A 26430-nucleotide genomic window follows, 5' to 3' on the forward strand; every position below is an offset into this window, starting at 1 on the left:
CTCAAACCCTGGAGCGACGACATGTACAAGCACAGCCTGGCAGTACTGACCGTAGCCGCCACCCTCGGCGGCTGCTCGACCTTCGAGAACCCCGTCGATTACGTGACCTTTAGCGATGAACCCCTGGTCAAGCAGGTCGAAGATGGCATGACCCAGGAGCAGGTTCGCACCATCGGAGGCCCGCCCTCCTCACAGGAGCAGAACCGCTACACCGGCGGCACCTGCAACGAGTACGTGCTCTATGCCAAAGGTGTGGAGCAGCCCTACTACGTGAATTTCGACGCCAACGGCCGGGTCGACAGCAAGGGCTTCATGACCTGCGCACAGCACCAGGACAACCAGCGTCGCCTGTGATGAAGGCTCGCCCCGCTGCCTGGCAGCGGGGCGAGCGAGGTTCAGAACAGCAGCTTGAACAGGCCAATGACCACGATCAGGCCGATGATGAAGATGATACCGACGGTGCTACCGAGAAATTTCAGCATGGGGTGCTCCTTTTTATCCAGTTCACACAGCTGTGACCTGACCCGGAGCACCGAGGTTTAGAGTTTTTCTGCCTGACTCAAACGCCTTCGCGGCGCTGACGCTTGATGGTGATGCTGTACTCGAGCTGCGGCTTGCGCGTCATGCTCACCGCCTTGCGGGTGACGGTGTCGATGGTGATATTCCAGAAGCCGCTGGACGGCACACTGATCTTCGCCGGGAACTTGATGAAGGCACCGCCGTGGTAGCTGTGCCGGCCACGGTTCTTGAAGGCACGGAAATTGGCATCGTTCATCAGGCGGATATTGCAGGGCTGCGAACACTGGATGACCACCAGATCGCCCTCTTCCAGTTGCTCGCGTTGGTGGATGAATTTCATCGATTCGGACTCGGTGGTGAAACGGGGGCGCAATAGTGCCGCAAGCGACGCGGCATCGCCAGCGCCGTCGACGATCCGCTTGCACCACGCCGCCAGCCTGCCTAGCATGCCCGCCTTGCACTCCACCTGCGTTGCCCCAGATGAAAGCCCTGCTCGACAAGATCCCCACCCTGCTCGCCTGGATGCACCGCTACCCAGGCCTGATCGCCCTGTTCGGTTTCTGCTCGGGGGTTGCCAGCTTCCTGCTGGTGGATCGCCAGGCCCACCTGGCCAAGGTACTGGGCGTTGTGTTGCTGGTCAGTTGGGTCTGGTTGATCCTGGAAAACCTGCTGCGTGAGCGTATCGCCCAGCGCTTCGGTTTCGAGCTGCCGCTGCCGTTGCTGCGCTACGCCACGCAGATGATCCATCAGGAAAGCCTGTTCTTCGTTCTGCCGTTCTTCTTCATCACCACCACCTGGAACAGCGGGCAGTTGCTGTTCAGTGGCATGCTGGCCGCGGCCGCGCTGGCCTCGATCACCGACCCCATCTACTACCGCTGGCTGGCGCCCCGGCGCTGGCTGCTGCTGAGCTTCCACACCCTGACGCTGTTCGCGGTGATGCTCACCGCGCTGCCGATCATCTTCCACCTGAGTACGCCGCAGAGTTATGGCATTTCTCTGGCGCTCGCCACCTTGCTGGCGCTACCCAGCCTGTCCGGGCTGATCGGCTCCTCTGGCTGGCGCCGTATCCTCACCTTCGCACTGCTGCCGCTGGTGCTCGCTGCCGGCGGCTGGATGGCGCGCGTGTGGGTGCCACCGGCCACCCTGTGGCTGACCGAGGTGGCCATCAGCGATCGCTTCGACGGCCAATTGCGCACGCCGGGCGAACAATTGCAAAGCGTGACCCTGGCGCAACTGCAGGACGACGGGCTCTACGCCTACACCGCGATCAACGCACCACGCGGCCTGAACGAGCGCATCTACCATGTATGGCGGCACAACGGTCGCGAGGTGGATCGCATTGCCCTGGAGATCCATGGCGGGCGCAAGCAGGGTTACCGCGCCTGGACGCACAAGCTGCACTTTCCCGGCGATGCTCTGGGCCAGTGGCAGGTCGAGGTGGTGACCGAGGCCGGGCAGATGATCGGCGTGCTGCGCTTCGACGTGGTCGACGCCCCGGCCAAGTGATAGCATCCGCGCCCCATGCAGCTCTCCGATATCACCCAACGCCTCGCCGATCTCGGCGCCAAACCCCAGCATATCGGGCGCATCACCCGTGCCTGGCTGCAAGGCAAGCCGCTGGACACCGGCACCAAGCATCAGAAGACCGAGAACTTCCTGCCGCTGTCGGTGCGCCAGGGCCTGCCGGTGCTGGCCGCCGATCTCAATGGCCTGGCTCGCCTGCGCTCCGAGCACCCCGGCGCCGACGGTTCGGCCCGCCTGCTGGTGGAACTGGCCGACAAGCAGATGGTGGAAAGCGTGCTGCTGCCGCGCGACGGTCTGTGCATCTCCAGCCAGGTCGGCTGCGCCGTCGGTTGCGTGTTCTGCATGACCGGCAAGAGCGGCCTGCTGCGCCAGCTCAGCAGCGCCGAGATGGTCGCCCAGGTGGCCCTGGGCCGACGCTTCCGTCCGGTGAAGAAAGTGGTGTTCATGGGCATGGGCGAGCCGGCGCATAACCTCGACAATGTGCTGGAGGCCATCGACCTGCTCGGCACCGAGGGCGGTATCGGCCAGCGCAACCTGGTGTTCTCCACGGTGGGCGACCCGCGCGTGTTCGAGCGCCTGCCCAAGCAGCGCGTGCGCCCTGCCCTGGCCTTGTCGCTGCATACCACCGACGCCGAACTGCGCCAGCGCCTGCTGCCCAAGGCGCCGCGCATCGACCCCGAAGAGCTGGTGGAACTGGGCGAAGCCTACGCTCGCAGCATCGACTACCCCATTCAGTACCAGTGGACACTGCTCAAGGGCATCAATGACAGCCAGGAAGAGATGGACAACATCCTGCGCCTGTTCAAGGGCAAGTTCGCCGTGCTCAACCTGATCCCCTACAACAGCCTGGAAGCGGACGACTACCAGCGCCCGGATGGCGAGCGCATCGTCGAGATGGTGCGCTACTTGCACAGCCGTGGCGTGCTGACCAAGGTGCGCAACTCGGCAGGCCAGGATGTCGATGGTGGCTGCGGACAATTGCGCGCCCGCGCCACCGAACTGATCAAGGTTCGTAATCTCGATCGCCAATCGCCGAGCCGACCTGCACTAACATGAGGCCTGGCGTTCTCTGAAGGAGTGCTCCATGCCCCGCTTTCCCGCTTTGCTCATCCTCGCCTCACTGTGCCTGCCCATCGCCAGTCAGGCTGGAATCCTGCGTGACAAACTCCAGGAACGCCGCGAAGCACGCGCCGAGCAACAACTGCTCGGCGAGTTGCCCGCCGGCAGCCGAATCCTCCACGAGCAAACCTACGGCACAAATCCAAGACAGGTTTTCGACGTTTACCTGCCGCCCAACCCACAAGGCGCGCCCATCCTGTTCATGGTGCACGGTGGCGGCTGGTACACCGGCGACAAGGCCCGCGACGCAGTGGTCGAGAACAAGGCTCGGCACTGGCTGGGCAAGGGCTACATTCTGGTATCGAGCAACTACCGCCTGCTACCGGATGCCGACCCGCTGACCCAGGCCAGTGACGTGGCGCAGGCCGTGACGACCGTACAGCGCCAGGCCCACGGTTGGGGCGGCGACCCAGCGCGCCTGGTGCTTATGGGTCATTCCGCCGGTGCCCATCTGGTCGCCCTGCTGAGCAGCGACCCGCAACTGGCACCCGGGGTGTCGCCTTCTTGGCTGGGCACGGTCGCCCTGGACAGTGCCGCCTTCGACGTACCGGCCGTCATGCAGGGGCGTCATCTGCCGCTGTATGACCGTGCCTTCGGTAAGGACAAGAGCTACTGGCAGAAAGCCTCGCCATTGCATGTGCTGCGCAAGGACGCTCGCCCACTGCTGGCGGTGTGCTCGACCCGGCGCAGCGACGCCTGCCCGCAGGCCGACGCCTATGCGGCCAAAGCGCGCCAGCTCGGTGTGACGGTCAGCGTGGTGCGCGAGGATCGCTCCCATAGCGAGATCAACGCGGACCTGGGGGCAGACCCTACCTATACGACGCGGGTCGATAGCTTCCTCAGCTCGCTGGGCCTGCCTTGAAGCGCTCGGATACGACCGCTCAGGACATCAGGCTTTCCAACCCTGCCGCCAGACTTTGTGCAAGGCGGCGTCGCCAGGCCGGGCTACGAGGATTGGCCAGCACCTCGTCTTCGTGCACGAAGCTGCGGATGATCGCGTTGTAGCCGAGCCAGCGCAGGGGCTCAGGCTCCCAGCGGCGCAGATGGGAAATCGGGCTATCGTGCAGCACCCAGGGCTGACGCAGCAGTTCGCTGTCGCGCCCGAGAATCAGATCGGCCAGGGTACGCCCGCCCAGATTGCTGGCCCCGACACCCTCCCCGCCATAACCGCCGGACAAGGCGATGCGGTTGCGTGTGTCGCGCAGCATGTGCGGCTGGAAGCGCCGCGCCATACCCAGGTTGCCGCCCCAGGAGTGGGTGAAGCGCACCTTGCGCAAGAGGGGGAAGAGTTCCCCCATCAGGTAGCGGCGCAGGCTCTGCTCGTCATCGCTGAGGTTGAAGTCGTTACGCAAGCGTCCGCCGAAACGGTAGCCCCCGCGCGCACCGAAGATCAGGCGGTCATCGAGGCTGCGCTGACCATAGGTGACCTGACGGCTGAACTCGCTGAAGGCCTGGCCCCGATCCAGGCCGATACCAGCCCAGATATCCGCCGGCAGCGGCTCGGTGGCGACGATCAGGCTCTGCACCGGCAGTTGATGGTTGCCCAGCGGCGGCAAGTTGGCGGCGTAACCCTCGACGGCCGGCACCACCCAGTCAGCGATGACCTGACCCTGCCTGGTATACACCTGACCAGGCTGCCAATCGATCACCGGGCTGCGCTCGTAGATTTCCACCCCCATGCCCTCGACACAGCGCGCCAGGCCACGTGCCAGCTTGGCCGGCTGGATGGTCGCGCAATGCGGGCTGTACAGCGCCCCATAGGCATTGGCCAGGCGCAATTGCGCGGCCAGTTCGTTCGGTGCCAACCAGCGATAGTCATCCTCACCGAGGCCCAGCGCACGCAGGTGCCCGAGGTATTCGCGCAGGCGCACCTCCTGCTCGGGGTAGCGCGCCGCGCAATACAGCACACCGCCCTTGCGCAGATCGCAGTCGATTCCCTCACGGGCAACCACCGAGGCCACTTCATCGGGAATGCCGTGCAGCAGGTCGAAGGACGCCTTGCGCTCGACCGCTGGCAGCTCGCCCAGCAGACGATCCTCACCGAGCAGATTGCCCATCAGCCAGCCGCCATTGCGCCCGGAAGCGCCGAAACCAGCCGTCTCGGCCTCCAGCATCACGATGCGCAGTTGCGGCGCCTGGCGCTTGAGGTAATAGGCAGTCCACAGCCCGGTATAACCGGCGCCGATGATCGCCACGTCGGCCTGTAAATCGCTCTGCAGGCTGGGCCGCGCCTGTAGCGGATCATCGAGCTGATCCATCCACAGGCTGATATTGCGCCAGGAATTCATCCCCCCCTCCATTGACTGTCGGTGCAAGCCGCATTGCACCATGGTCTGGCGGTGCCCTGCCAGGCGCGGGATGCCGGAAAGAGTTGCCTGTGAGTTGGCGCCGCCATGCGCAAGCTCGGCTATGCTTTGAGCAGCGAAGGAGAAAGGCTTATGAGTGATCAGGACAAAGAGCCCCAACAACCCCCGCTGAGCTTCTGGGAAATGCTGCACAGCGTGCTGGCTGCTGCCTTCGGCGTGCAGAGTGGCAAGAACCGCAGCCGCGATTTCAGCCGCGGCAAGCCCAGCCACTTCATCCTGCTCGGCGTGCTGTTCACCGGCGTATTCGTCCTGGTGCTGCTGGGCATCGTCAAGCTGATCATGCACCTGGCGGTGGGCTGATCACTCCAGCAAGGGTTCGATGGAACAGCTCGGGGCGCGCATGCCGGCCTTGCCGACCGAACTGAAACGCCTGAAGTCCAGCCCCATGTCCTGCCGGGCAAGACGCGCCTGCAAGATGCGCGCGTCCTCATCATCGATCACTCGCAACAGCCGGGCTACCTGATCCTTGCCGCCGCGCGCCGCGAAGTCCAGCCCCTTGGCATGATCGTGAAGCATCACCATGGCACAGGCACCGAGCAGGAAGTGGCCACTGAGCAGCACCTCGACGCGCCCATCGATGCGTGCCTGGAAGACCCGCGCAGAATTGTTCAAGGTGGCGTAGCGAAGGGGTCGGCCCAGCTCGTTGGCAGCGCGCATTACGCCGAATGCCATGGCATCGTTGGCCGTCCACACCAACTCGACATCCGGATAGCGCGGCAGCAGGCTCATGGCCTGCTGATAGGCCCGCTGCTCCTGCCATTCGCCATACACCGCCTGCACCAGGCGTACATGGGGCGCCTCATCCAGCGCACGCCGCAACCCGGCCAGGCGCAGAGTCGATGATGGTGTTTGCTTGACTCCGGAAAATGCCAGCATCTGCGTCCGCTTTCCCTGGCTCAGGGCGATCAACTCACGGCCCATCAGGTAGCCGGCTTCCTCGTCATTGGGAATCAGACTGCCCAGCCAGTTGCCATGACGTTCGCGGCTGCCGCCGATCAAGGCCTGCTGCATCGGGCTCAGAGTGCTGTGCAAGGCGAACAGGCGCACCTCGCTGTTCTCGAACAGACGCAGAACCTGCGGGCCGAAAAATTGCTCGTTGGTGAAAATCAGATAATCGGGGTGCTTGCCGTCCAGCACCCGGCGCGCATTAGCCAGCATGCGCTGGTTGTCGCGCTCGCCATAGAGCACGCGCAAGTCCATGCCCAGATCGTCGGCGGCGTCCTGCATGTAACGCGAGTAATCGCTCCAGAACCGTTCGTCGCTGAATCCGGGATTCAGGAACACCACCGACAGACCATCTTTACCTGCCTGCACCAGCGTGCAGCACAGCATCAGCCCAATCCCTAGCCACCACCTGTTCACCATGCGCCTCCCATTTCGCGAGGCGCAGTATATCGGCAGCGACGACAGGATGGGACGACAGTACTTGTTACCATTCGCCGCAGACGCCGACAGCGAGCGCCCGAAGCGCCGTGCTATTGGCCGCTGACCCAGAAGATGGCGGTACCGACGACGATTAGGATCAGACAGAAGATGGCCCAGGCATCGACGACGCTGTCGCTATGCTGAGTTTCACTGTGCTCGCTCATGGCTCCACCTGTTGTTATGTTCGTGGGGGACACAATTGCAGTTAAGACCAGGCGCGGCCAAGGCTCAAACCTTCTGGTTATGCTTCACCTCCGTCTTATTCCCCAAACCTAGGTTTATATATTCAAACATCACTTTTACGCATAAACCTGAGCTGGTATCGTGCCCCGGCTCCTCGGGGAGTGCGCGGCCGTGCGCGCTGATTGGCAGTAAGCAGCCTGAAAACAGGACCCTTCATGTACGTATATGACCAGTACGATCAACGGATCGTCGAGGATCGCGTCAAGCAGTTTCGCGATCAAACCCGCCGCTACCTCGCCGGAGAGCTGAGCGGCGAGGAATTCCGTCCGCTGCGCCTGCAAAATGGCCTCTATATCCAGCGTTATGCGCCCATGCTGCGCATCGCCGTGCCCTATGGCCTGCTGTCCTCGAAGCAGGTGCGCATGCTGGCCAAGATCGCCCGCGACTACGACAAGGGCTACGCGCACATCAGCACCCGCCAGAACGTGCAGTTCAACTGGCCGGAGCTGGAAGACGTGCCGGAGATTCTCGCCGAACTGGCCACCGTGCAGATGCACGCCATCCAGACCAGCGGCAACTGCATCCGCAACACCACCACCGACCAGTTCGCCGGCGTGGCCAAGGACGAGATCGTCGATCCGCGCCCCTGGTGCGAAATCATCCGTCAGTGGTCGACCTTCCACCCCGAGTTCTCGCACCTGCCGCGCAAGTTCAAGATCGCCGTCAACGGCGCCGTCAGCGACCGCGCCGCCATCGAGGTGCACGACATCGGCCTGGAAGCGGTGAAGAACGAGGCCGGCGAGCTGGGCTTTCGCGTTTCCGTCGGCGGCGGCCTGGGCCGTACCCCGATCGTAGGCAGCTTCATCAACGAATTCCTGCCGTGGCAGCACCTGATCAGCTACCTCGATGCCATCCTGCGCGTGTACAACCGCTATGGCCGTCGCGACAACAAGTACAAGGCGCGTATCAAGATCCTGGTCAAGGCACTGACCCCCGAGGTGTTCGCCGAGCGCGTGAATGCCGAATGGGCGCACCTCAAGGATGGCCCGACCACCCTGACCGAGGCCGAAGTCGCCCGCGTCGCCACGCACTTCGTCGATCCGGCCTATCTGTCGCTGCAGGATGAAGACGTCCTGCTCGCCCAGCAGGACGCCGAGCACCCGGGCTTCGCCCGCTGGCGCCAGCGCAACACCTTCGCCCACAAGAAGCCCGGCTACGTGGCCGTGACCCTGTCGCTCAAGCCCACCGGCGTGGCGCCTGGCGACGTCACCGACAAGCAGCTCGACGCCATCGCCGATCTGGCCGACCGCTATGCCTTCGGTGAAGTGCGCAACAGCCACAACCAGAACATCATTCTCGCCGACGTCGAGCAGCGTCAGCTCCTGACCCTGTGGAACGAGCTGCGCGAACAAGGTTTCGCCACGCCGAACGTGGGCCTGCTGACCGATATCATCTGCTGCCCGGGCGGTGACTTCTGCTCGCTGGCCAACGCCAAGTCGATTCCGGTGGCCGAAGCCATCCAGCGCCGTTTCGACGACCTGGACTACCTGTTCGACATCGGCGACATCGACCTCAACATCTCCGGCTGCATGAACGCCTGCGGCCACCACCACGTCGGCCATATCGGCATCCTCGGCGTGGACAAGAAAGGTCAGGAGTTCTATCAGGTCTCCCTCGGCGGCAACGCCGGTCGCGAAGCCAGCCTGGCGCAGATTCTCGGCCCGTCCTTCGCCCAGGACGACATGCCGGACGTGGTCGACAAGATCATCAAGGTCTACGTCGAGCAACGCACCGAAGAAGAAAGCTTCCTCGATACCTACCGCCGCATCGGTATCGACCCGTTCAAGGAGCGCGTCTATGCAGCGAATCATTAAGAACGGTCAGGTGATCGACGAAACCTGGCACCTGCTGGCCAAGGACGTGACCCTGGACGCCATCCCCAACTGCGATGACATCATCGTGCCACTGGCGCTGTGGGTCGAACACGCTCACGCCCTCAAGGCTCGCGATGGCGGTCTGGGCGTGTGGCTGGAGGCCGGCGACGAAATCGAGGAAATCGCTGATGACCTGGCACACTTCCAGGTCATCGCCCTGGAGTTCCCGAGCTTCACCGACGGCCGCCACTCCTCCACTGCCTACCTGCTGCGCACCCGCTACGGCTACACCGGCGAAGTGCGTGCCATTGGCGATGTGCTGCGTGATCAGTTGTTCGCCCTGCGGCGTGTCGGCTTCGACGCCTTCGCCCTGCGCGCGGACAAGGATCCCGTCGATGCGCTCAAGGCCTTCGAGGAGTACGACGAGGTCTACCAGGCCTCGGCCGACCAGCCGCTGCCGCTGTTCCGCCGCCGCGCCTAAGAACTCGCCCGCACCGACTCCCAGGCGATCTGTGCCAGGAGTTCACGACATGCCCCCAACTGGCTCTGGCTGCGTCCAGCCAGCCAGTTGCGGGCCAGATCCTGGCTCGGGCCGATCACCACCGAGGCGAAGCAGTCGTCAGGCATGGCCTTGAAAGCCCCCTGCTGACGGTACTCGGCCAGCGCCGCGAGAATACGCGCGAAATGCAGACGATTGGCTTCGCGCAGCGCGTCGCCCATTTCGCCCGCCTCGACTCGACCGCGACTGTGCAGGATGAAGCGCGCCCAGTCCGGATTGGCCACAACCCAATCGATATAGCTGGTCACCAGCAGCTTGACACAGGCTTCGGCGCTGCTTGCCTGGGCGAAGCCGTGCTCGAGGCGTTCGGCATACTGCGCGGTGCCGGCCAGGTACAAGGCGGCGATGATGCGCTCCTTGTTGCCGAAGTGGTGATACAGGCTGCCGATGCTGGCGCCTGAGCGGTCACGGATCATCTCGATGGTGGTGGCATCGACGCCCTGCTCGGTGAAACAGGCCAGTGCGGCCTGAAGAATCTCGTCTTTACGCGATGAACGGGCCATGCCACTCCCTGATGACTAGAATATTTTTCTAGAATCATTTTCTAACGCTCGTATACTGCCCTGGCGCGCGCTCATCTTCAATTGCAAACCCGCAGGAGAGAGTCATGAGTCAGATGTTGCAGATGTTCCAGCAAGCAGGCCCGGCGCAGTTCAGTGCAATGATCGGCCAGGTCGCCCCCTACTTCGCCAGTATCGCCCCGCAGATGGTAGAGCTGCGCCCCGGCTATGCCGAGGTGACCTTCCCCAAACGTCGCGAGGTGCTCAACCATATCGGCACGGTGCACGCCATCGCCCTGTGCAACGCCGCCGAGCTGGCTGCCGGCAGCATGACCGACGCCTCGATCCCGGCAGGCTGCCGCTGGATTCCCAAGGGCATGACGGTGGAGTACCTGGCCAAGGCCGACGGCGATGTCCGCACCGTGGCCGACGGCAGCGCGCTGGACTGGAGCCAGCTCGGCGACATCGAGGTGCCGGTGCAGGCCTATGTCGGCGACAAGCCGGTGTTTCGCGCACGGATCACCATGTACGTCAGCCGTGCGTGAAACGCAAAGGCCCGTCGTCGACGGGCCTTTCGCTCAATCCAGCCGCACCAGCACCCGGCCGACCATGCCGCCGGCCAGGATCTGCTCGATCGCGGCCGGCAGTTCCTGCAACGTGACCTCTCGAGCCAGCGGCGCCAGATCCAGCTTCCACTGCAGCGACAGCTTGTCCCACATCGAGGCCTTGACCACCAGCGGCAGCTCCACCGAGTCCACGCCCAGCAGATTGACGCCACGCAGGATGAAGGGCATCACCGAGGCCTGAAAGCCGACGCCTGCGGTCAGCCCGCAGCAGGCGACACTGCCGCCACGGCGTAACGACTTGACCACGTTGAACAGGATATCGCCGCCGACCGTGTCCACCGCTGCTGCCCAGCGTTCCTTGAGCAGTGGCCGCTCGACGCCCTGTTGCAGCTCCTCGCGGCTGACGATCTCGTCGGCGCCCAAGCTGCGCAGGAAGTCGGCCTGATCCGCCTTGCCAGTGGCCGCTGCGACGCGGTAGCCGAGCTTCTTCAGCAACATCACCGCCACGCTGCCCACACCGCCAGTAGCGCCGGTGACCAGTACCACACCGTCGCGCGGTGCGACGCCAGCGCATTCCAGCTTGTCCACGCACAACGCCGCCGTCAGACCGGCAGTGCCCAGCAGCATGGCCTCACGCAGCGACAAACCCTGCGGGCGCTTGATCGCCCAGGCCGCCGGCACACGGATGTACTGACCGAAACCACCGGCCGTGTTCATGCCCAGGTCGTAGCCGGTGACGATCACCTCGTCGCCGACGGCGAACTCGCCCACGCTGGACGCCTCGACCACACCGGCGGCATCGATGCCCGGGGTGTGCGGATACTGCTTGGTGACGCCGCGATTGCCGCTGGCCGACAGAGCATCCTTGTAGTTGAGCGAGGAATAACGCACACGGATCAGCAGGTCGCCATCCGCCAGGTCACTCAGGCGGCGCTGCACCACCTGCCGCTGAAAACCGCCGTCAGCCGCTTCACTGACCAGCAATGCCTTGAATTCACTCATCTCGGTCTCCTGTCATTGTCTTCGTTCAGCCTACCAGAAGCGCTGCTGTTGCAGGCGGCTCAGCCAGGTCAGCACGAAGCGATCGAGGGCCACGCTGGCGGCCAGCCCGACACGCTCCTGCAGGCTCTTCTTCTGGGCGAAATGCAGACGGAACAGCTCGGCCTGCGTGGCACGCTCGGCCAGATACTGGTCACTGGTCTTGAGCTCGTCCACCAGCAGACGCTCCTGTGCCGCCATGCCCAGCCAGACCTCGCCAGTGGCCACGGCGTCGATGTCCAGTTGCGGGCGATAGCGGGCGACGAAACCCTTGAACAGCTCGTGGGTGGTTTCCAGATCCTCCTGGAACTTCTCCCGGCCCTTGTCGGTGTTCTCGCCGAATACCGTCAGGGTGCGCTTGAACTCACCGGCCGTCAGCACCTCGAAATCGATGTCGTGTTTCTTCAACAGTCTATGCACGTTGGGCAACTGCGCCACCACGCCGATGGAGCCAAGGATGGCGAAAGGAGCGGCGAGAATCTTCTGGCCGATGCAGGCCATCATGTAGCCGCCGCTGGCCGCCACCTTGTCGACGCAGACGGTGAGAGGGATGCCGGCCTCGCGAATGCGCGCCAGTTGCGAGGAAGCCAGACCGTAGCCGTGCACCATGCCGCCACCGCTTTCCAGGCGCAGCACCACTTCATCCTCGGCCTTGGCCATGGACAGCAGCGCAGTCACTTCGTGGCGCAGATTGTCGGTGGCCGAGGCCTTGATGTCGCCATCGAAGTCCAGCACGAACACCCGTGGCTTGTCACTTGGCGCCTTCTTCTCCTGCTTGGCCGCCTTGGCCTCGGCTTTGCGCAACGCCTTCAGCTCGTCCTTGCGCAATACCGTCTGCTGCAGATGCTCACGCAGGCCCTTGTAGAAATCGTTGAGCTTGTCCACCTGCAAGTGACCGCTACCGCGCCGCCCTTTGCCGCGCAGGGCGGCGATGAACACCAGCACCACGACGATGGCCACCACGACGGTGAGGGTTTTCGCCAGAAAGCCGGCATATTCGCTTAGAAACTCCACAGATCCCCCTTTGCAAACGATTCTGGCGCGGCTGACCGGCAAGCGATGCGACGCCTTCGAGCGTTCAAGCATACCGACGCGGCGACGTATCGACCATGGGCGTGCGCACCCTACGAAAGTTTTCCACGAATTCAAACAAGCGTATGTTTTTCCGTTGACAGTCCACCCGGCTTGCCCATAACCTCGCGAAACTTTCAACACGCCGGGACGAAGACGGACGTGGGCAGCATCTACCTGATTCGACATGGCCAGGCTTCATTCGGTGCCGATGACTACGACGTGCTGTCACCCACCGGCGTGCGCCAGGCCGAAGTGCTCGGGCAACATCTGGCCAGGCTCGGCGTTCGCCTCGACCGTTGCATCAGTGGCAGCCTGCGGCGTCAGCAGCACACCGCGCAAGCCGCACTGCAGCACATCGAGCACGCCCCCGTTCTGGAAATCGACGATGCCTTCAACGAATTCGACGCCGACGCGGTGATCCGCAGCCTGGTGCCCGGCATTCTCGACGAACAACCCGAAGCCCTCGACATCCTGCGCAATGGCGCCAACAACCGTGCCGAATTCCAGCGCCTGTTCGCCAAGCTGATCGAGCGCTGGGTCTCGGGCGAACACGATCGCCCCGATCTACAAAGCTGGCAGGCCTTCGTGGCGCAGGTCGAAGGCGGCCTGCAGCGCATACTCGAGCGCGCAGACAGCAAGCAGAACATCGCCGTGTTCACTTCCGGCGGCACCATCACCGCCCTGCTGCGCCTGATCACCGAGGTGCCCGCGCGCAAGGCATTCGAGCTCAACTGGCAAATCGTCAACACCTCGCTCAGCCTGCTGAAGTTTCGCGGCCGCGAGGTGACCCTGGCTTCCTTCAACAGCCATCTGCATTTACAGCTGCTGAAGGCACCGGAGCTCATCACCTACCGATGAGCCCGGAACATACGGCCTTAGCGCCGCGCGAAACCCATGATAAAGAAGGATAAGACCATGAGCGTTGCTGACATCGTCCAAAACATGCAATCGAAGTTCAACGCCAGCGCCGCTGCCGGCCTGGATCTGGTGTTCCAGTTCAACATCGAAGACGGCGACAACTACGCGCTGATCGTCAAGGATGGCGCCTGCGCCATCGAACAAGGCGACAACCCGAACGCCAACGTCACCCTGATCATGGACAGCGAAACCCTCAAGGGCATCACCACAGGTGAAACCGACGGCATGCAGGCCTTCATGGCCGGCAAGCTGCGCGCCGAAGGCGACATGATGCTGGCGATGAAGCTGGGCGAACTGTTCCCGGTCTGATTCGGCGGGCTGCTCGCAACACACGAAAACCGGAGTCCTGGCACTCCGGTTTTTTTATGGTTCATCGTATTTTCAGGGGGAATGCTTGGATCGGACTGACAATACTGTGTTAGTTGTTCTTGTGTTTGTTCCGAATTGCCGCGTTTTTGCTGATGTTTTTGGTTTCGCCCTCCCGGGCGAGTCACTTTTGTCCCAGATGGCCAGTCCTCGCCGCCTCTGACAACCCCAAAGCGGCGTCAAGAACACCAACACAGGCCAACATAAACTTGCCAGTGCGGTGTCAGCCCAGCATCCCGCCCCCTGAAATGCGAAGAACCAGAAAAAGAGCAAGTAAAAGTCAACTCATCGCCCTACTGCTAGCACCCTTTCTGCCCCCATGTAACTAGATGTGTACTTCATGCCCGCCGTATACCGCTGGAACTAGCGGCTACTCCGACAACTCCGCCCGTACCCGGCGCGGCAATATGGAGAGGAAGTTGTCTCGCGCCACCTTGTGCGCCACGTCTTCGGGCAAGGCGTCGAGGAAGGGATCGAAGCCGGTCATGTACTCGCCCAGGCTGCCGAAGCGGCCAACCACATCCGAGCCGATCATGAAGCGCTCGGGGTAGCTGCTGACCAGGTGTACCCAATCCGGATCCGGTTTGCCGTTCTCGTCCAGCAAATAGGGGCGTAGCACGGTCCAGGACAGGTCGATGTACAGGTTGGGGTAATTGTCCAACATGCGCTCGAGTGTGGGCAGGAGGAAATCCAGTTTCTCCTGGTGGCGATGAATTTCCGCGCTGGTGCCGGCGTGCGCCCAGATGAAACGCACATGCGGGTGATTGCGCAGCGGCGTCTCGATCTCCTGCAGATAGAGCGGATTGCGCTCACGCTTGGAAGTGATGTTGGAATGCAGCATTACCGGCAGGTCGTATTCGGCGGCCAGGTGGAACACCCGCGCCAGCGCCTCGTTGTCAGCCCGCGGCGCACGGCCGTGGATCAGTGCGGTGAGGTCGTCGTGTCGGGTGAAGATTTCGCCGATGCCCTGCCATAACCCAGGATCGAGTTCGAGCATGCGCCGGATGTGCGCGTCGGCATTCTTGTCATTGGGGTTGAAGCCGGACAGGAAGGGGTGAAAACGACGGCGCTGTTCGGCCGGCAGACGCTTGTAGGCCTCGGCGATGAACACGTCAGTGGCGCTGTACCAGTAGGCATTGGCGTCGTCGCCGGCGTAGTAGCGCGGGCGCTTGGGCTCGTCCTCGTCCCATTTCTTGACCACCGGAATGCCGGAGAACATCACGTGATCGACGTTGTTCTGCGCCATCTTCTCCAGCAGCTCGTCCATGCCGGCGCTTTCCTGGAAGAAATCCACGTAGTGCAAATGGGCATCGCTGTAACGGTATTCACGGGCCTGGGCAGCGCTGGCGAGCATCGCGCCGAGGGCCAGCAGCAGCGGCATCGAACGAAGAGTGAGCAAGACGAGTCCTCCTGACGGTATGGCAGCATAGACCGCCGTGGCAGGCGGCAAGTTCGCCGTACCCTGCTGTCTTCGCCCTGCACTGGAGCGCGACGAGCATCACTGCACCAACGCTGCACAGCGGCGAGCGCTCGATGCCTCGCCAGGGCAGTGGCTACGCCAAAGAGATGATGGCACTTGGCTTGCAGAGCCCCAGACAAATCGAAGGGGGAACAGCCATGATGCAGTTGCTGCGCAAACCGACCCGCAAAGCCCAGGATGAGGCCGCTCTGGAGGCCCTGTTCCAAGCACACGATCTCACCATCCGCCTGCCGGAACAGCAGCAATGGATGACCCGCCTGAATCTGTTCAGCGCCGGCCTGCAGCAGCGCATCCGCAGCAGCCTGACAGCCGCCGTCGGCATCGCCGCCCATGCACCGCAACTGGCGAGTATCGCCGCTGCCAATCAGCAGAGCGGGCAAACCCTGGCGCAGTCTTCGGAGCTGATCGCCAGTGCCAGTGAACAGGTCACCACCACCCTCGATGCCGAGCTGGTTCCCGGTGCCGGCGAGGTCGCCCGGCTGTCCAGCGAAGTCTCCGCCACCCTGCATCGCTGCCAGGACAGCGGCAAGGCCGTGCTCGGCCAGGTCGAAGTGATCGATGCCAGCGAGGCGCAACTGATCCAGGTGATCGGGCAACTGACCGCGCAGCTCGACGAAGTGAGCAAGGTTATCGGCGTGATCGCCAGCATTTCCCAGCAGACCAATCTGCTGGCCCTCAATGCCGCCATCGAGGCCGCGCGGGCCGGCGAGCATGGCCGTGGCTTCGCCGTGGTCGCCGAAGAAGTACGCCGTCTGGCCGGCCATACAACCGAAGCCACCAGCCAGGTCAGCGACATCATCGAAGGCTTCCGCAAGGGCATGCAACAGCTCGACGACGCCAGCCAGCAGATGCACCAGGCCGTGGCCGATGGCCGCTCCGGCATCCTCGCCGTCAGTTCAGGGCTGGACAGCACGCGCCAGGTCATGGATCGCCTGGACGCTCAGGTCGGGCAGATCGCCGCCGGCACCGAACAGATCGGCCAGGCCGTGCGCTCGATCAATGGCGACGTGCAAAACATCGCCCGTGTGGCAGGCGATCTGCTCGGCAAGGCTGGCCAGGTGCTGCATCACAGCCAGGCCGTGCGCGAAGACGGTGACCGTCTGCTCGCCGGGCTCGGCGACTTCCGCCTGGAAATCCACAACGCCGTGCGCGCCAGCGTCGAGCAACTGGCGCAGCGTCCCGAAATGGCTGGCGATGTGGCTACCGCCGAGCGCTTGCTCGAAGACACCCTGGCACGCGACAGGCGTTTCGAGCTGTTCTACCTGGTCGACCAGCGTGGCGTGCAGATTTCCGAGAATGTCTTCGCCGCTGACGTACCTCACGACGAAGCAGTCAGTTGCCGTGGTCGGGACTGGGGGCAACGCCCCTGGTTTCGCGCCGTGGCCGAGCGCATGGCCAGCCATATCACCAAGGTCTACCGTTCTTCGGCCACCGATGATTTCTGTTTCACCGTATCGGTGCCCATCCTCGATGGCCAGGGGCGTTTGCTGCGCGTTCTGGGTGCCGACGTGCGTCTGTCGGCACTGGTGTGAAGAGCTCTGCCTGGGCTAGGCTTGCGGGCATTGCCGTCACGCCTTCCGGGAAGCGCCATGATCCGCATTCATAACAGCAAGGGCCTGCAGCAACAGATCAGTATCGACGCCCACCAACTGCTCGGCGACGTTGCCCCCGAACTGGGCGGCGACGGCGCCGGGCCTGATCCGCACGATCTGTTCGACGCCTCGCTCGGCACCTGCAAGGCCATGACCCTGCTGCTTTATGCACGCCAGCGCGGCCTGCCGCTGGAGGGTATCGACGTTAGCGTCGAGCGCGACGACAGCGAAGAACGCGAGGGTAACTATCACCTGATTGTCGAGCTGTCGCTCAAGGGCCCTCTGGACGAGACCCAGCGCCAGCAACTGCTGCGCATCGCCGACAAGTGCCCGATCCACAAACTGATGACCAGCACCGATATCCAGATCGAAACACGCTTGGCCGGGGCCTCGGCATGAGCGGCCTGCAACTGATCAAACCACGCGCCGAAGACATTGCCGGCCAGCCGATCCTGCGCCCGCTGCCCTCGGCGCGTGCCCGCAGCATCGGCCCGTTCGTCTTCTTCGACCATATGCTGGAGCAGGACTACCCAGCCGGCAGCGGCATGAACATCGCCCAGCATCCGCATATCGGCCTGTCCACCCTCACCTACCTGTTCGAGGGCCAGTTGCAGCACAAGGACAGCCTGGGCTCGGATCAGTTGGTCGCCCCCGGTGACGTCAGTTGGATGACCGCTGGGCGCGGCGTCGCCCATGTCGAACGCACCCCGCCAGCGCAACTGACTCATAGCAAGCGCCTGCACGGTCTGCAGGTCTGGCTGGCGCTGCCGGAAAGCGAGGAGCAGTGCGAGCCGAGCTATAGCCATCACTCTGCCGCCTCGCTGCCACGCAGCGAGGCCATGGGGATACGCATCACCCTGATCGCCGGCAGCGGTTTCTGCCTCGAATCACCCGTGCCGGTACGCTCGCCCACCCTCTACGCCGAGCTGCGCCTGGCCGCCGGCGCCAGCCTGCTGATCCCGGACGAGTACAGTGAGCGTGCGCTCTATCTGATCGATAATGAAGCCGAACTGGATGGTGAGGCCCTGCCCGCCCATACCATGGCCGTGATCCCAACCGGTGAGACGCCACTGATCAGCGCCTGCGGCGAATGCCACCTGGCGCTGATCGGAGGCGAGCCCATCGGCCCACGGCGGATGAACTGGAACTTCGTCGCCAGCACCCCTGAGCTGATCGACCAGGCGCGTCAGCGCTGGGCCGCCGGCGACTGGCCGCAGGTGCAGGGGGAAACCACGCGGATCGAGTTGCCAGGCTGAAATAGGCACCTTAGGCGAGTCAATTTTTGCCCGGATGGCCGGCCCGACAAAAGTAACCAAAACCCTCAGCCCGGTCATCTGGCTTTTGTTGCTCAACCTCTTCCACGACGATTCCGTTCGCCTTCCTGGGCAGGCTCTGCACGCGCCTTAACCTGCGGTTATTCCCGGTGCTTGATGAGGGCAGCCGTAGGGCGGACTTAGGAGCCTAAGCGAACAGTCCGCCGGGCCATGCCCAGTTCGGCACCACGGCTCACGCTCAATACTCCCACCAACGGCGTACTGTTTCCGAGCAGCCGGCGTCCCAGTATGCCCATGAATGAAAGGCTGCGCCGGGGGCGCACAGCCTTGCCTTCAACGTGGCATCCAAACGAGCGTCACTACTCGGCAAAAACCTCATCGAACAGATCGTTCATGGCCCTGAACGCCCGCGCCGCCACCACCGGATGGTACTGATTAGAGCCCGGCACGTTGGCCTTGGGGTTGGTGAACGAGTGCACCGCACCGCCATAGCTGACCAGTTGCCAGTCAGCCTTGGCCGCCTTCATCTCGGCGATGAAGCCGTCGACCTGCTCTTGCGGCACGGCCGGGTCGTCCGCCCCGTGCAGCACCAGCACCGGCGCCTTGATGTTCTTGGCATCGGCTGGGTTGGGCGTATCCAGATTGCCATGGAAGGAAACGAAGCCTTTCAGCGGCGCGCCCGAACGGGCCAGCTCCAGCACGGTGCCACCACCGAAGCAGAAACCGATGGCGCCCAGTTTGCTGACATCCAGCGCCACCTCGCTGCTTTGCGCCTTGAGTACCTCGACCGCCGCCTGGGCACGTTTGCGCATCAGCGCCCGATCACTGCGCACCGCCGTGGCAGCGGCCTTGGCTTCTTCGGCATTGCTCGGGCGAATGGACTTGCCGTACATGTCGGCGAGAAACACCACGTACTTGTCGCCGGCGGCGCGCGCCGCCTTCTTCACCGTGTCCTCGTTCACCCCCATCCAGTTGGGCACAGCCAACAAACCGGGGCGTGGGGTGCTGACCGAATCGTCATAGACCAGCACGCCCTCGAAGGCGTCACCGTCGATTTCGTAGGGTATGGGCTTGGCCACGACCGCCGCCTCTGCCAGGCCACCGAGCGTGGCACACAGGAGCGGAGCCAGGGTTTTCTTCTGCATGGGTAAGCATCCTCAGTGGTAAATGGGTGAGCCACTTGGCCCGTCGGCCAGGCCTTGGCCGCGCAACCTTGTACAGAATGATCAGGCACCCTGTTCGGCCCAACGTTCCTTGATCTGCAGGATTTCCGGCAGGCAGCCGATGAACAGCTCGACCAGGCGCGGATCGAAGTGGCGGCCACTCTGCTCGCGCAGGAAGGCAACGGCCTCTTCCACCGGCCAGGCCTGCTTGTAGGGGCGCACGCTGGTCAGCGCGTCGAACACATCGGCAATGGCGACGATGCGACCCTCCAGCGGGATGTCTTCGCCGCTGAGGCCGTTGGGGTAGCCAGTGCCGTCCCATTTCTCGTGGTGCGACAGGGCGATGCGCTGGGCGGTGCGCAGCAAGCCGGAACTGTGTTCGCCGATGATGCGCGCGCCGATCTCGACGTGCTGGCGCATGATCTGCCATTCCTGCTCGTCGAGTTTGCCCGGCTTGCGCAGCACGGCATCGGGTATGCCGATCTTGCCGACATCGTGCATGGGCGCGGCGTTGAGCAGCTCCTCCGCCGCACTCTCGTTGAAGCCAGCGGCCAGGGCCAGCACCTTGGAGAAATGGCTCATGCGGATCACATGCAGCCCGGTCTCGTTGTCCTTGTATTCGGCCGCCATGCCCAGGCGCTGGACGATCTGCAGGCGCGTGCGCTTGAGCTCGTCGAGGCGCACCAGGGACAGGTGCGTGCGCACCCGGGCGCGAACGATCGAGGGACTGACCGGTTTGGTGATGTAGTCCACGGCGCCGACCTCGAAGCCATGGGCCTCGTCATCGGTATCGGCCAGGGCGGTGACGAAGATCACCGGGATCGACTGCAACGAGGGGTCGGCCTTCAGGGTTTCGCACACTTCATAACCGGCCATGCCGGGCATCATCACGTCGAGCAGGATCAGGTCGGGCATTTCCCGCGCGGCCATTTCCAGTGCACGCGCCCCTTCCTTGGCGAACAGCAGGCGGTAATCGTCCTGCAGGATGTGGCGCAGCACCTGCAGGTTGGTCGGCTCGTCGTCAACCAATAGCAGCAGCGGACGGGTATCGTTGGTCTGGGTCATGATTCGGGTATTTCCTCGTCCTGCAGTTGCAGCAACAGTTCATTCAGCTCGGCGAGTGCCAGATCGAAGTCGAAATCGTCCAGAGCCTGGCGGATGCGCGCCACGCTCGCCACATCGCTGCAGCCACCCTCCAGTATCTGCATGGCGGCATCGTCCAAACCGCCACGCAGCATGGCCTGACGCAATTGCAGGCCAGCCAGGCGCAAGGTGGCGTTGTCGAGGGGCTGCACAGGGGTGACCGGCGCCAGACCGCCCGGCGGCAAGGGTACGGCTGCGGCGATGGCCTGCAAGGTCTGCTCGACACGCCCGGCCAGCTCCCGCAGCGTTGCCTCGTCCTCGGCCTCGAAACCCTGTTCGAGGCGCAGTGCCAGCTCCGCCAGGCCGGTCAATGCCAGGTTACCAGCCACACCGCGCAGCCGGTGCGCCAAAGCCCGGCCGGCCTGCCAGTCCTGGGCGCCGAGCACCTCATCGATATGCGCAGGCAGGTCTTTCTGTTCAGCGACGAAGGCATGAATGGCCTCGGCCATGCGCAGTGCGCCGCCCCAGCGCAGGCTGCCCCGTGCCCAGTCGAACAGGCCAGCGCCGTTGTGCAGATGGCTGACGCTGGCCGGTACCTGGGTCAGGCCAAGCACCCGGGCAATTTCCCAGAGCAGTGCCTGCATGTCCAAGGGCTTGGCGGCAAAGCCATTCATGCCGGCATCCAGCGCCGCCTGGCGGTCATGGTCGAGCACACTGGCAGTCAGGGCGATGATCGGCACGGCCGGGCGCGCCTGTTCGAGCTCCAGCGCCCGAATGCGCCGCGAGGCTTCCAGGCCATCCATGCCGGGCATCTGCACGTCCATCAGAATCAGATCGAAGCTGCCTTCGGCGAAGGCGGCGAGCGCCTGCTCGCCATCGCCGACACAGTGCACGCGGTGCCCCAGGCGTTGCAGGTTGATTTGCAGCAGCTCGAGGTTCTGCGGCACGTCATCGGCGGCGAGAATGGTCAGGTGCCCCAACTCCGGTAATGCTACGTGCTGCGGCGATGCCCTTTGCTTGCCGGCACGCAGGGGCAGCTCGACACTGAAGCAGCTGCCCTGCCCTTCGACGCTCTCCACACGCAATCGGCCGCCCATCAGCTCAACCAACTGGCGTGAGATGGTGGTACCAAGGCCATTGCCGCCGAAGCGCCGGCTCATCGAGGCATCGGCCTGGGCGAAGGGGTCGAAGATTCTTTCCAGACGATCGGCGGCGATGCCGATGCCGGTGTCTTTCACCGCCAGACGCATCGCCTCCGGTTCGCCAGAGACGGTCAGACATACTTCGCCCTCAAGGGTGAACTTGACCGCATTGCCGAGCAGATTGGTCAGCACCTGCTGGATACGCAGCGAGTCGCCGCAGAAGAATTCCGGCACCGTTTCCGGGTAATCCAGATACAAGCGCAAGCCCTTGCTCTCGGCCGCCAGGCGCTGGGTGGCGCAGACCTGTTCGCACAGCTCGCGCAGGGAGAAGTCCAGGGCCTCCAGCTCGACGGCGCCGCGGTCGAGCTTGGCCGTATCGAGAATGTCATTGAGCAGCCCCAGCAGCGAGCGCGAAGCGTCATGCACGGTCTTCAGATGACGCCGCTGTTCGGCGGACAGCGAGGTATTCAGCAGCAGCTCGGTAAAGCCGATGATGGCATTCATCGGGGTGCGGATCTCATGGCTCATGTTGGCCAGGAAGCTGCTGCGTGCGGCGGCGGCGGCCTCGGCGCGGTCACGGGCGGCACGCAGTTCCTGCTCCATCAGGCGCCTTGGGGTCAGGTCGGTGGCCAGCTTGACCACCTTGAAGGGCTTGCCATCGCTATCGAGAATCGGGTTGTAGCTGGCCTGGATCCAGCACTCGCGCCCGCCCTTGCCAAGCCGCCTATACTCGCCCATGCGGAAATGCCCGGCACGCAGTTCCTCCCAGCCCTGCCGGTAGGACTCGCTGGCCGCCAGCTCAGGGTCGCAGAACATGGCATGGGGCTGGCCAATCACTTCCTCGCGAGAGTAGCCGAACAGCGCCAGAGCATTGTCGTTGATCGCCAGCACCCGGCCATCGAGATCGAACTCCACCATGGCCATGGCCTTGCTGATGGCGGTGACCTTGCCTTCGTATTCGGCGTTGCGGCGCTTGGTTTCGGTCTGATCGAGCAATACGCCATCGATCCAGCGCGCCACGCCCTCCTCATCGCACACAGCACTGCCACTTTCCCAGATCCAGTGCTCACGGCCATCGCGGTCGAACAGCCGGTACTCCACCGTGTAGTTGCGCTGTTGCTCGATGGCACGGTTCACCTCATCGGCCACGCGCTGGTAGTCATCCGGGTGATACAGATCGGCGATGGAGCAACGCCGGGAGATGAAATCCTCGGCACTCCAGCCCGTCAGCGTTTGCACCGCGTCGCTGATGAACAGCATGCTCCAGTCGCGATCAAGCAGACAGCGGAACGACACCCCAGGAATGTTGCCGATCAGCGAGCGGTATTGCAGTTCGCTTTCGCGCAACGCCTTCTCCATGCGCTGGCGCTCGCTGATATCGGAGACGAAGACCACGAACAGAGGGTTACTGCCGGTCTGGGTGATGCCAACGCTGATACGCACCGGCTTTTCCTCGCCGTCACGAGTCAGGCAGATCAGCTCGTGCTCGCCCTTGGCCATGGACAGTTGCCCCGTGCGCAGGTAGTCGCTGAGCAGGCCCTCGATGCTTTCCACCAGGCGATGCGGTACCAGCGTGCTCATATGCATGCCCAGCAGCTCTTGCGGCGCCCAGCCGAACAGGCGCGTGACCGAGTGATTGGCAGAACGCACGATGCCCTGAGGGTCGAGGGTGACGATGGCATCCAGAGCCGTGTCGAAGATCGAGCGCAGATGCTGTTCGCTGGCCTTGAGCTGCTGGCTCATGCGCCGATAACGCAGCAAGGTGTTCACGGCCACCACGCAGACGGTCAGGGTAACGGTCAGCAGGGTGATAGCAACGGCGATATAGCCACTGTCCATCACCCCCGTCGGTTCGGCGAACTCGGGCGTGCCGACGAAACGCGCAGCCGCCATGCCGGTATAGTGCATGCCACTGATGGCCAGCCCCATGACCAGGGCGCTGATGGCCAGGGTCCAGAATGCGGGTAGTCGCCCCTCCAGGCCGAAGCGTATCCACAAGGCGAGTATGGCCAGGGCGATAGCCACGATGATCGACAGTGCGAACATCCAGGGGTCGTAACGCAGCAGCGGCGCCATCTCCATCGCGGCCATGCCGCTGTAGTGCATGGCGCCGATGCCCGCACCGACCAGTACGCCCCCTACGCAGAGCTGCAGCAGGCTCAGATCACGCCGTGCCAGCAGGCTCAACGCCACCCAGGAAGCCCCCAGGCTGGGCAACAGGGACAGCAAGGTGATGCCCAGGTCGAAATGCACGGTGGCACACAGCTCGAAGGCCAGCATGCCGAGAAAATGCATGGCCCAGATGCCACCACCGAGCGCCAGTGATCCGGTGAGGATGGTGACGTGGCGAGCCATGGGCTGGGTACTGTCGCGTGCCTCGCCAGCCAGTTGCAGGGCCATGCCAGCGGTGAACACGGCGATGGTCAACGACAGCAGCACCAGACCGGGGTCATAGTTGCTGAGAACCAGAACGGCAGGATCCGCGCCCATGATGAAGAGTAAATCGAAGAGCGCCATAGAACCCCGAACCGAGCAATTAAAGGCAAAGCGCCACCATCACAGCCGACAACCTTCGGCCTGTCAATCTATGGGGCTGATAGAAAAACCTCGTGCGCCCGGCGCTGGAGCTACCCTGGGTAATGGGCAAGTGCGGCTGACGAAGCGGTCTTGCCGATAAACCTAGACAATAAAAACGCCGCGTTCCAATACGGAGCGCGGCGTTTCTTGAAACGGGCTGGGAGCAAGCTCCCAGCATTCGGAGTCAGGCGGAAAGCTCGACCAGCAGTTTGTTCAGGCGCTGCACGTAGGCAGCCGGATCCTTCAGGCTGTCGCCGGCAGCCAGAGCGGCCTGATCGAAGAGGATATGCGAGAGGTCGGCGAAGCGGTCTTCGTCGGGCTCGGCATCCAGGCGCTCGATCAGCGGGTGCTCCGGGTTGAACTCGAAGATGGGCTTGGAGTCCGGCACCTTCTGCCCGCTGGCTTCGAGAATCTGGCGCATCTGCAGGCCGAGATCCTGTTCGCCAATGGCCAGGATCGCCGGCGAATCGGTGAGACGGTGGGACACACGCACCTCGGCCACCTGCTCGCCCAGCGCACCCTTGAGGCGCTCGATCAGCCCCTCCTTGGCCTTGGCTACTTCCTCCTGGGCCTTCTTGTCTTCTTCCGAGTCCAGCTTGCCCAGATCCAGGTCGCCACGAGCCACATCGACGAACTGCTTGCCGTCAAACTCGGTCAGGTAGCTCATCAGCCACTCGTCGATGCGATCGGTGAGCAGCAGCACTTCGATGCCCTTCTTGCGGAAGACTTCCAGATGCGGGCTGTTCTTGATCTGCGCGTAGGATTCGCCGGTGAGGTAGTAGATCTTGTCCTGGCCTTCCTTGACGCGGCCCAGGTAGTCGGCCAGCGACACGCTCTGCTCGTCGCCCTCGCCCGCGGTGGAGGCGAAGCGCAAGAGACCTGCGATCTTCTCCTTGTTGGCGAAGTCTTCGGCCGGGCCTTCCTTGAGCACCTGACCGAAGGCCTTCCAGAAGGTCTTGTAGTCGTCCGGCTTGTCCTTGGCCAGTTTCTCCAGCATGTCCAGCACACGCTTGGTCAGTGCCGACTTCATCGAGTCGATCACCGGGTCTTTCTGCAGGATCTCGCGGGAGACGTTCAGCGACAGGTCGTTGGAGTCCACCACACCCTTGATGAAGCGCAGGTACAGTGGCAGGAACTCATCAGCCTGATCCATGATGAACACGCGCTGCACGTAGAGTTTGAGGCCCTTGGGTGCTTCGCGGTGGTACAGGTCGAACGGCGCACGGCCCGGCACGTAGAGCAGCGAGGTGTATTCCAGCTTGCCCTCGACCTTGTTGTGGCTCCAGGTCAGCGGGTTCTCGAAATCGTGGCCAACGTGCTTGTAGAACTCCTGGTACTCCTCGTCCTTCACCTCGCTGCGCGGACGGGTCCACAGGGCGCTGGCGCGGTTGACGGTTTCCCACTCCACCTCGGCGGGTTTGTCTTCACCGTGGTGCTCTTTCGGCAGCTCGATGGGCAGGGCGATATGGTCGGAGTATTTCTTCACGATGTTGCGCAGACGCCAGCCATCGGCGAACTCTTCCTCGCCCGCCTTCAGATGCAGGACGATGCGGGTGCCACGCTCGGCTTTCTCGACGGTAGCCACCTCGAACTCACCCTCGCCTTGCGACGACCAGTGCACGCCTTCGGCCGCCGACAGGCCGGCGCGACGGGTGAACACCTCCACCTTGTCGGCAACGATGAAGGCCGAGTAGAAGCCCACGCCGAACTGGCCGATCAGGTGCGAATCCTTCTTCTGATCACCGGACAGGTTCTTGAGGAAGTCGGCGGTGCCGGACTTGGCGATGGTGCCCAGGTGCGTGATGACCTCATCACGGCTCATGCCGATGCCGTTGTCCTCGAGGGTGACGGTCTTGGCATCCTTGTCGAAGGACAGGCGGATCTTCAGGTCGGCGCCGCCTTCGAGCAGTTCGGGCTTGGCCAGCGCCTCGAAACGCAGCTTGTCAGCGGCATCGGAGGCGTTGGAAATCAACTCGCGCAGGAAGATTTCCTTGTTCGAATAAAGGGAATGGATCATCAGGTGAAGCAGTTGCTTCACCTCGGTCTGGAAGCCCAGGGTTTCTTTTTGAGTTTCCACACTCATGGTCG

At 63.4% G+C, this 26430-nt stretch carries 24 protein-coding genes and 1 pseudogene; 13 read left to right on the plus strand and 12 right to left on the minus strand.

The features are described 5' to 3' along the window. Window positions 1-21: 21 nt before the first annotated feature. Window positions 22-354, plus strand: a complete 333-nt coding sequence (osmE, locus tag ACSVIK_RS03655; RefSeq protein WP_268183851.1) for an osmotically-inducible lipoprotein OsmE — start codon at window positions 22-24, stop codon at window positions 352-354. Window positions 355-395: 41 nt separating this feature from the next. On the opposite strand, the gene ACSVIK_RS03660 is transcribed toward osmE, so the two are convergent. Further along, entirely contained in the window at window positions 396-482 is an 87-nt protein-coding gene (locus ACSVIK_RS03660) for a hypothetical protein (protein ID WP_442443143.1), read from the minus strand. Window positions 483-559: 77 nt separating this feature from the next. Further along, window positions 560-859: a DUF1883 domain-containing protein gene (locus ACSVIK_RS03665; RefSeq protein WP_268183847.1), complete on the minus strand. Its 300-nt coding sequence runs from the start codon at window positions 857-859 to the stop codon at window positions 560-562. A gap of 140 nt (window positions 860-999) precedes the next feature. Here ACSVIK_RS03665 and ACSVIK_RS03670 point away from each other — a divergent pair, with 140 nt between their 5' ends. Genes ACSVIK_RS03670 through ACSVIK_RS03680 form a run of 3 tightly spaced genes read left to right on the plus strand, consistent with a single transcriptional unit; the run spans window position 1000 to window position 4024 of the window. Continuing rightward, complete coding sequence (locus ACSVIK_RS03670) at window positions 1000-2025, plus strand: DUF5924 family protein (protein WP_442443019.1); 1026 nt, start codon at window positions 1000-1002, stop codon at window positions 2023-2025. Between the two features lie 15 nt (window positions 2026-2040). Then, window positions 2041-3099 (plus strand): RNA methyltransferase, encoded by a 1059-nt coding sequence (locus tag ACSVIK_RS03675; protein WP_442443020.1) that lies wholly within the window; start codon window positions 2041-2043, stop codon window positions 3097-3099. Between the two features lie 28 nt (window positions 3100-3127). Further along, a complete protein-coding gene (locus ACSVIK_RS03680; protein WP_442443021.1) occupies window positions 3128-4024 on the plus strand; it encodes an alpha/beta hydrolase in 897 nt (298 codons plus the stop codon). 19 nt (window positions 4025-4043) lie between these two features. Here ACSVIK_RS03680 and ACSVIK_RS03685 read toward each other — a convergent pair whose 3' ends face one another. Further along, window positions 4044-5450, minus strand: coding sequence for an NAD(P)/FAD-dependent oxidoreductase (locus ACSVIK_RS03685; protein ID WP_442443022.1), 1407 nt, complete (start codon window positions 5448-5450; stop codon window positions 4044-4046). Window positions 5451-5600: 150 nt separating this feature from the next. Between ACSVIK_RS03685 and ACSVIK_RS03690 the strand changes: the two genes are divergently transcribed. Next, window positions 5601-5828, plus strand: a complete 228-nt coding sequence (locus tag ACSVIK_RS03690) for a DUF2970 domain-containing protein (protein ID WP_442443023.1) — start codon at window positions 5601-5603, stop codon at window positions 5826-5828. Here ACSVIK_RS03690 and ACSVIK_RS03695 read toward each other — a convergent pair whose 3' ends face one another. After that, window positions 5829-6860 (minus strand): ABC transporter substrate-binding protein, encoded by a 1032-nt coding sequence (locus ACSVIK_RS03695; protein ID WP_442443024.1) that lies wholly within the window; start codon window positions 6858-6860, stop codon window positions 5829-5831. A 491-nt stretch (window positions 6861-7351) separates the two neighbouring features. Between ACSVIK_RS03695 and ACSVIK_RS03700 the strand changes: the two genes are divergently transcribed. Both ACSVIK_RS03700 and ACSVIK_RS03705 read left to right on the plus strand, forming a co-directional pair. Further along, a complete protein-coding gene (locus tag ACSVIK_RS03700; RefSeq protein ID WP_442443025.1) occupies window positions 7352-9010 on the plus strand; it encodes a nitrite/sulfite reductase in 1659 nt (552 codons plus the stop codon). Continuing rightward, window positions 8994-9491: a DUF934 domain-containing protein gene (locus ACSVIK_RS03705; protein ID WP_442443026.1), complete on the plus strand. Its 498-nt coding sequence runs from the start codon at window positions 8994-8996 to the stop codon at window positions 9489-9491. Before ACSVIK_RS03700 ends, ACSVIK_RS03705 begins: the two co-directional genes overlap by 17 nt. On the opposite strand, the gene ACSVIK_RS03710 is transcribed toward ACSVIK_RS03705, so the two are convergent. Next, a complete protein-coding gene (locus ACSVIK_RS03710; protein WP_442443027.1) occupies window positions 9488-10072 on the minus strand; it encodes a TetR/AcrR family transcriptional regulator in 585 nt (194 codons plus the stop codon). The two genes, ACSVIK_RS03705 and ACSVIK_RS03710, sit on opposite strands and share 4 nt — an antisense overlap. A 104-nt stretch (window positions 10073-10176) precedes the next feature. On the opposite strand from ACSVIK_RS03710, the gene ACSVIK_RS03715 reads away from it, so the two are divergent. Then, window positions 10177-10614, plus strand: coding sequence for a hotdog fold domain-containing protein (locus ACSVIK_RS03715; RefSeq protein WP_442443028.1), 438 nt, complete (start codon window positions 10177-10179; stop codon window positions 10612-10614). 33 nt (window positions 10615-10647) lie between these two features. On the opposite strand, the gene ACSVIK_RS03720 is transcribed toward ACSVIK_RS03715, so the two are convergent. Together ACSVIK_RS03720 and sohB are read right to left on the minus strand one after the other, a co-directional pair. Continuing rightward, on the minus strand, window positions 10648-11637 hold the full coding sequence (locus tag ACSVIK_RS03720) for a YhdH/YhfP family quinone oxidoreductase (RefSeq protein WP_442443029.1): 990 nt from the start codon (window positions 11635-11637) through the stop codon (window positions 10648-10650). 30 nt (window positions 11638-11667) lie between these two features. Beyond that, window positions 11668-12687, minus strand: coding sequence for a protease SohB (gene sohB / locus ACSVIK_RS03725; protein ID WP_442443030.1), 1020 nt, complete (start codon window positions 12685-12687; stop codon window positions 11668-11670). Between the two features lie 219 nt (window positions 12688-12906). Between sohB and ACSVIK_RS03730 the strand changes: the two genes are divergently transcribed. Both ACSVIK_RS03730 and ACSVIK_RS03735 read left to right on the plus strand, forming a co-directional pair. After that, window positions 12907-13605: a histidine phosphatase family protein gene (locus ACSVIK_RS03730; protein WP_442443031.1), complete on the plus strand. Its 699-nt coding sequence runs from the start codon at window positions 12907-12909 to the stop codon at window positions 13603-13605. A gap of 57 nt (window positions 13606-13662) precedes the next feature. Then, a complete protein-coding gene (locus ACSVIK_RS03735; protein ID WP_442443032.1) occupies window positions 13663-13974 on the plus strand; it encodes an SCP2 sterol-binding domain-containing protein in 312 nt (103 codons plus the stop codon). 427 nt (window positions 13975-14401) lie between these two features. On the opposite strand, the gene ACSVIK_RS03740 is transcribed toward ACSVIK_RS03735, so the two are convergent. Next, window positions 14402-15412 (minus strand): amidohydrolase family protein, encoded by a 1011-nt coding sequence (locus tag ACSVIK_RS03740; RefSeq protein ID WP_442443144.1) that lies wholly within the window; start codon window positions 15410-15412, stop codon window positions 14402-14404. Between the two features lie 725 nt (window positions 15413-16137). Between ACSVIK_RS03740 and ACSVIK_RS03745 the strand changes: the two are divergent. The 3 genes and pseudogenes from ACSVIK_RS03745 to ACSVIK_RS03755 all read left to right on the plus strand — a co-directional run. Continuing rightward, window positions 16138-17043: pseudogene (locus tag ACSVIK_RS03745) on the plus strand (methyl-accepting chemotaxis protein); the annotation flags it as partial. A gap of 57 nt (window positions 17044-17100) precedes the next feature. Then, window positions 17101-17502, plus strand: a complete 402-nt coding sequence (locus ACSVIK_RS03750) for an OsmC family protein (protein WP_442443033.1) — start codon at window positions 17101-17103, stop codon at window positions 17500-17502. Further along, complete coding sequence (locus ACSVIK_RS03755) at window positions 17499-18359, plus strand: pirin family protein (RefSeq protein ID WP_442443034.1); 861 nt, start codon at window positions 17499-17501, stop codon at window positions 18357-18359. Before ACSVIK_RS03750 ends, ACSVIK_RS03755 begins: the two co-directional genes overlap by 4 nt. Before the next feature lie 377 nt (window positions 18360-18736). On the opposite strand, the gene ACSVIK_RS03760 is transcribed toward ACSVIK_RS03755, so the two are convergent. The 4 genes from ACSVIK_RS03760 to htpG all read right to left on the minus strand — a co-directional run bounded on the left by ACSVIK_RS03760 (window position 18737) and on the right by htpG (window position 26425). Continuing rightward, the gene (locus ACSVIK_RS03760; protein ID WP_442443035.1) at window positions 18737-19522 is read right to left on the minus strand and encodes a dienelactone hydrolase family protein; all 786 of its coding nucleotides are present in this window, start codon (window positions 19520-19522) and stop codon (window positions 18737-18739) included. A gap of 81 nt (window positions 19523-19603) precedes the next feature. Continuing rightward, the gene (locus tag ACSVIK_RS03765; RefSeq protein WP_442443036.1) at window positions 19604-20605 is read right to left on the minus strand and encodes an HD-GYP domain-containing protein; all 1002 of its coding nucleotides are present in this window, start codon (window positions 20603-20605) and stop codon (window positions 19604-19606) included. Beyond that, on the minus strand, window positions 20602-24282 hold the full coding sequence (locus ACSVIK_RS03770; protein WP_442443037.1) for a PAS domain S-box protein: 3681 nt from the start codon (window positions 24280-24282) through the stop codon (window positions 20602-20604). Before ACSVIK_RS03770 ends, ACSVIK_RS03765 begins: the two co-directional genes overlap by 4 nt. 244 nt (window positions 24283-24526) lie before the next feature. Continuing rightward, window positions 24527-26425: a molecular chaperone HtpG gene (gene htpG / locus ACSVIK_RS03775; RefSeq protein ID WP_442443038.1), complete on the minus strand. Its 1899-nt coding sequence runs from the start codon at window positions 26423-26425 to the stop codon at window positions 24527-24529. Window positions 26426-26430 lie beyond the last annotated feature (5 nt).

Origin of the sequence: Pseudomonas sp. NCHU5216 (assembly GCF_052156495.1) — a bacterium.
GTDB lineage: Bacteria > Pseudomonadota > Gammaproteobacteria > Pseudomonadales > Pseudomonadaceae > Aquipseudomonas.

Bases quoted from the DNA above. Each gene is read 5' to 3' on its own strand.
- osmE (WP_268183851.1), top strand. From the start codon at position 22: ATGTACAAGCACAGCCTGGCAGTACTGACCGTAGCCGCCACCCTCGGC.
- ACSVIK_RS03660 (WP_442443143.1), bottom strand. From the start codon at position 482: ATGCTGAAATTTCTCGGTAGCACCGTCGGTATCATCTTCATCATCGGC.
- ACSVIK_RS03665 (WP_268183847.1), bottom strand. From the start codon at position 859: ATGAAATTCATCCACCAACGCGAGCAACTGGAAGAGGGCGATCTGGTG.
- ACSVIK_RS03670 (WP_442443019.1), top strand. From the start codon at position 1,000: ATGAAAGCCCTGCTCGACAAGATCCCCACCCTGCTCGCCTGGATGCAC.
- ACSVIK_RS03675 (WP_442443020.1), top strand. From the start codon at position 2,041: ATGCAGCTCTCCGATATCACCCAACGCCTCGCCGATCTCGGCGCCAAA.
- ACSVIK_RS03680 (WP_442443021.1), top strand. From the start codon at position 3,128: ATGCCCCGCTTTCCCGCTTTGCTCATCCTCGCCTCACTGTGCCTGCCC.
- ACSVIK_RS03685 (WP_442443022.1), bottom strand. From the start codon at position 5,450: ATGAATTCCTGGCGCAATATCAGCCTGTGGATGGATCAGCTCGATGAT.
- ACSVIK_RS03690 (WP_442443023.1), top strand. From the start codon at position 5,601: ATGAGTGATCAGGACAAAGAGCCCCAACAACCCCCGCTGAGCTTCTGG.
- ACSVIK_RS03695 (WP_442443024.1), bottom strand. From the start codon at position 6,860: ATGCTGTGCTGCACGCTGGTGCAGGCAGGTAAAGATGGTCTGTCGGTG.
- ACSVIK_RS03700 (WP_442443025.1), top strand. From the start codon at position 7,352: ATGTACGTATATGACCAGTACGATCAACGGATCGTCGAGGATCGCGTC.
- ACSVIK_RS03705 (WP_442443026.1), top strand. From the start codon at position 8,994: ATGCAGCGAATCATTAAGAACGGTCAGGTGATCGACGAAACCTGGCAC.
- ACSVIK_RS03710 (WP_442443027.1), bottom strand. From the start codon at position 10,072: ATGGCCCGTTCATCGCGTAAAGACGAGATTCTTCAGGCCGCACTGGCC.
- ACSVIK_RS03715 (WP_442443028.1), top strand. From the start codon at position 10,177: ATGAGTCAGATGTTGCAGATGTTCCAGCAAGCAGGCCCGGCGCAGTTC.
- ACSVIK_RS03720 (WP_442443029.1), bottom strand. From the start codon at position 11,637: ATGAGTGAATTCAAGGCATTGCTGGTCAGTGAAGCGGCTGACGGCGGT.
- ACSVIK_RS03735 (WP_442443032.1), top strand. From the start codon at position 13,663: ATGAGCGTTGCTGACATCGTCCAAAACATGCAATCGAAGTTCAACGCC.
- ACSVIK_RS03740 (WP_442443144.1), bottom strand. From the start codon at position 15,412: ATGCCGCTGCTGCTGGCCCTCGGCGCGATGCTCGCCAGCGCTGCCCAG.
- ACSVIK_RS03750 (WP_442443033.1), top strand. From the start codon at position 17,101: ATGATCCGCATTCATAACAGCAAGGGCCTGCAGCAACAGATCAGTATC.
- ACSVIK_RS03755 (WP_442443034.1), top strand. From the start codon at position 17,499: ATGAGCGGCCTGCAACTGATCAAACCACGCGCCGAAGACATTGCCGGC.
- ACSVIK_RS03760 (WP_442443035.1), bottom strand. From the start codon at position 19,522: ATGCAGAAGAAAACCCTGGCTCCGCTCCTGTGTGCCACGCTCGGTGGC.
- ACSVIK_RS03765 (WP_442443036.1), bottom strand. From the start codon at position 20,605: ATGACCCAGACCAACGATACCCGTCCGCTGCTGCTATTGGTTGACGAC.
- ACSVIK_RS03770 (WP_442443037.1), bottom strand. From the start codon at position 24,282: ATGGCGCTCTTCGATTTACTCTTCATCATGGGCGCGGATCCTGCCGTT.
- htpG (WP_442443038.1), bottom strand. From the start codon at position 26,425: ATGAGTGTGGAAACTCAAAAAGAAACCCTGGGCTTCCAGACCGAGGTG.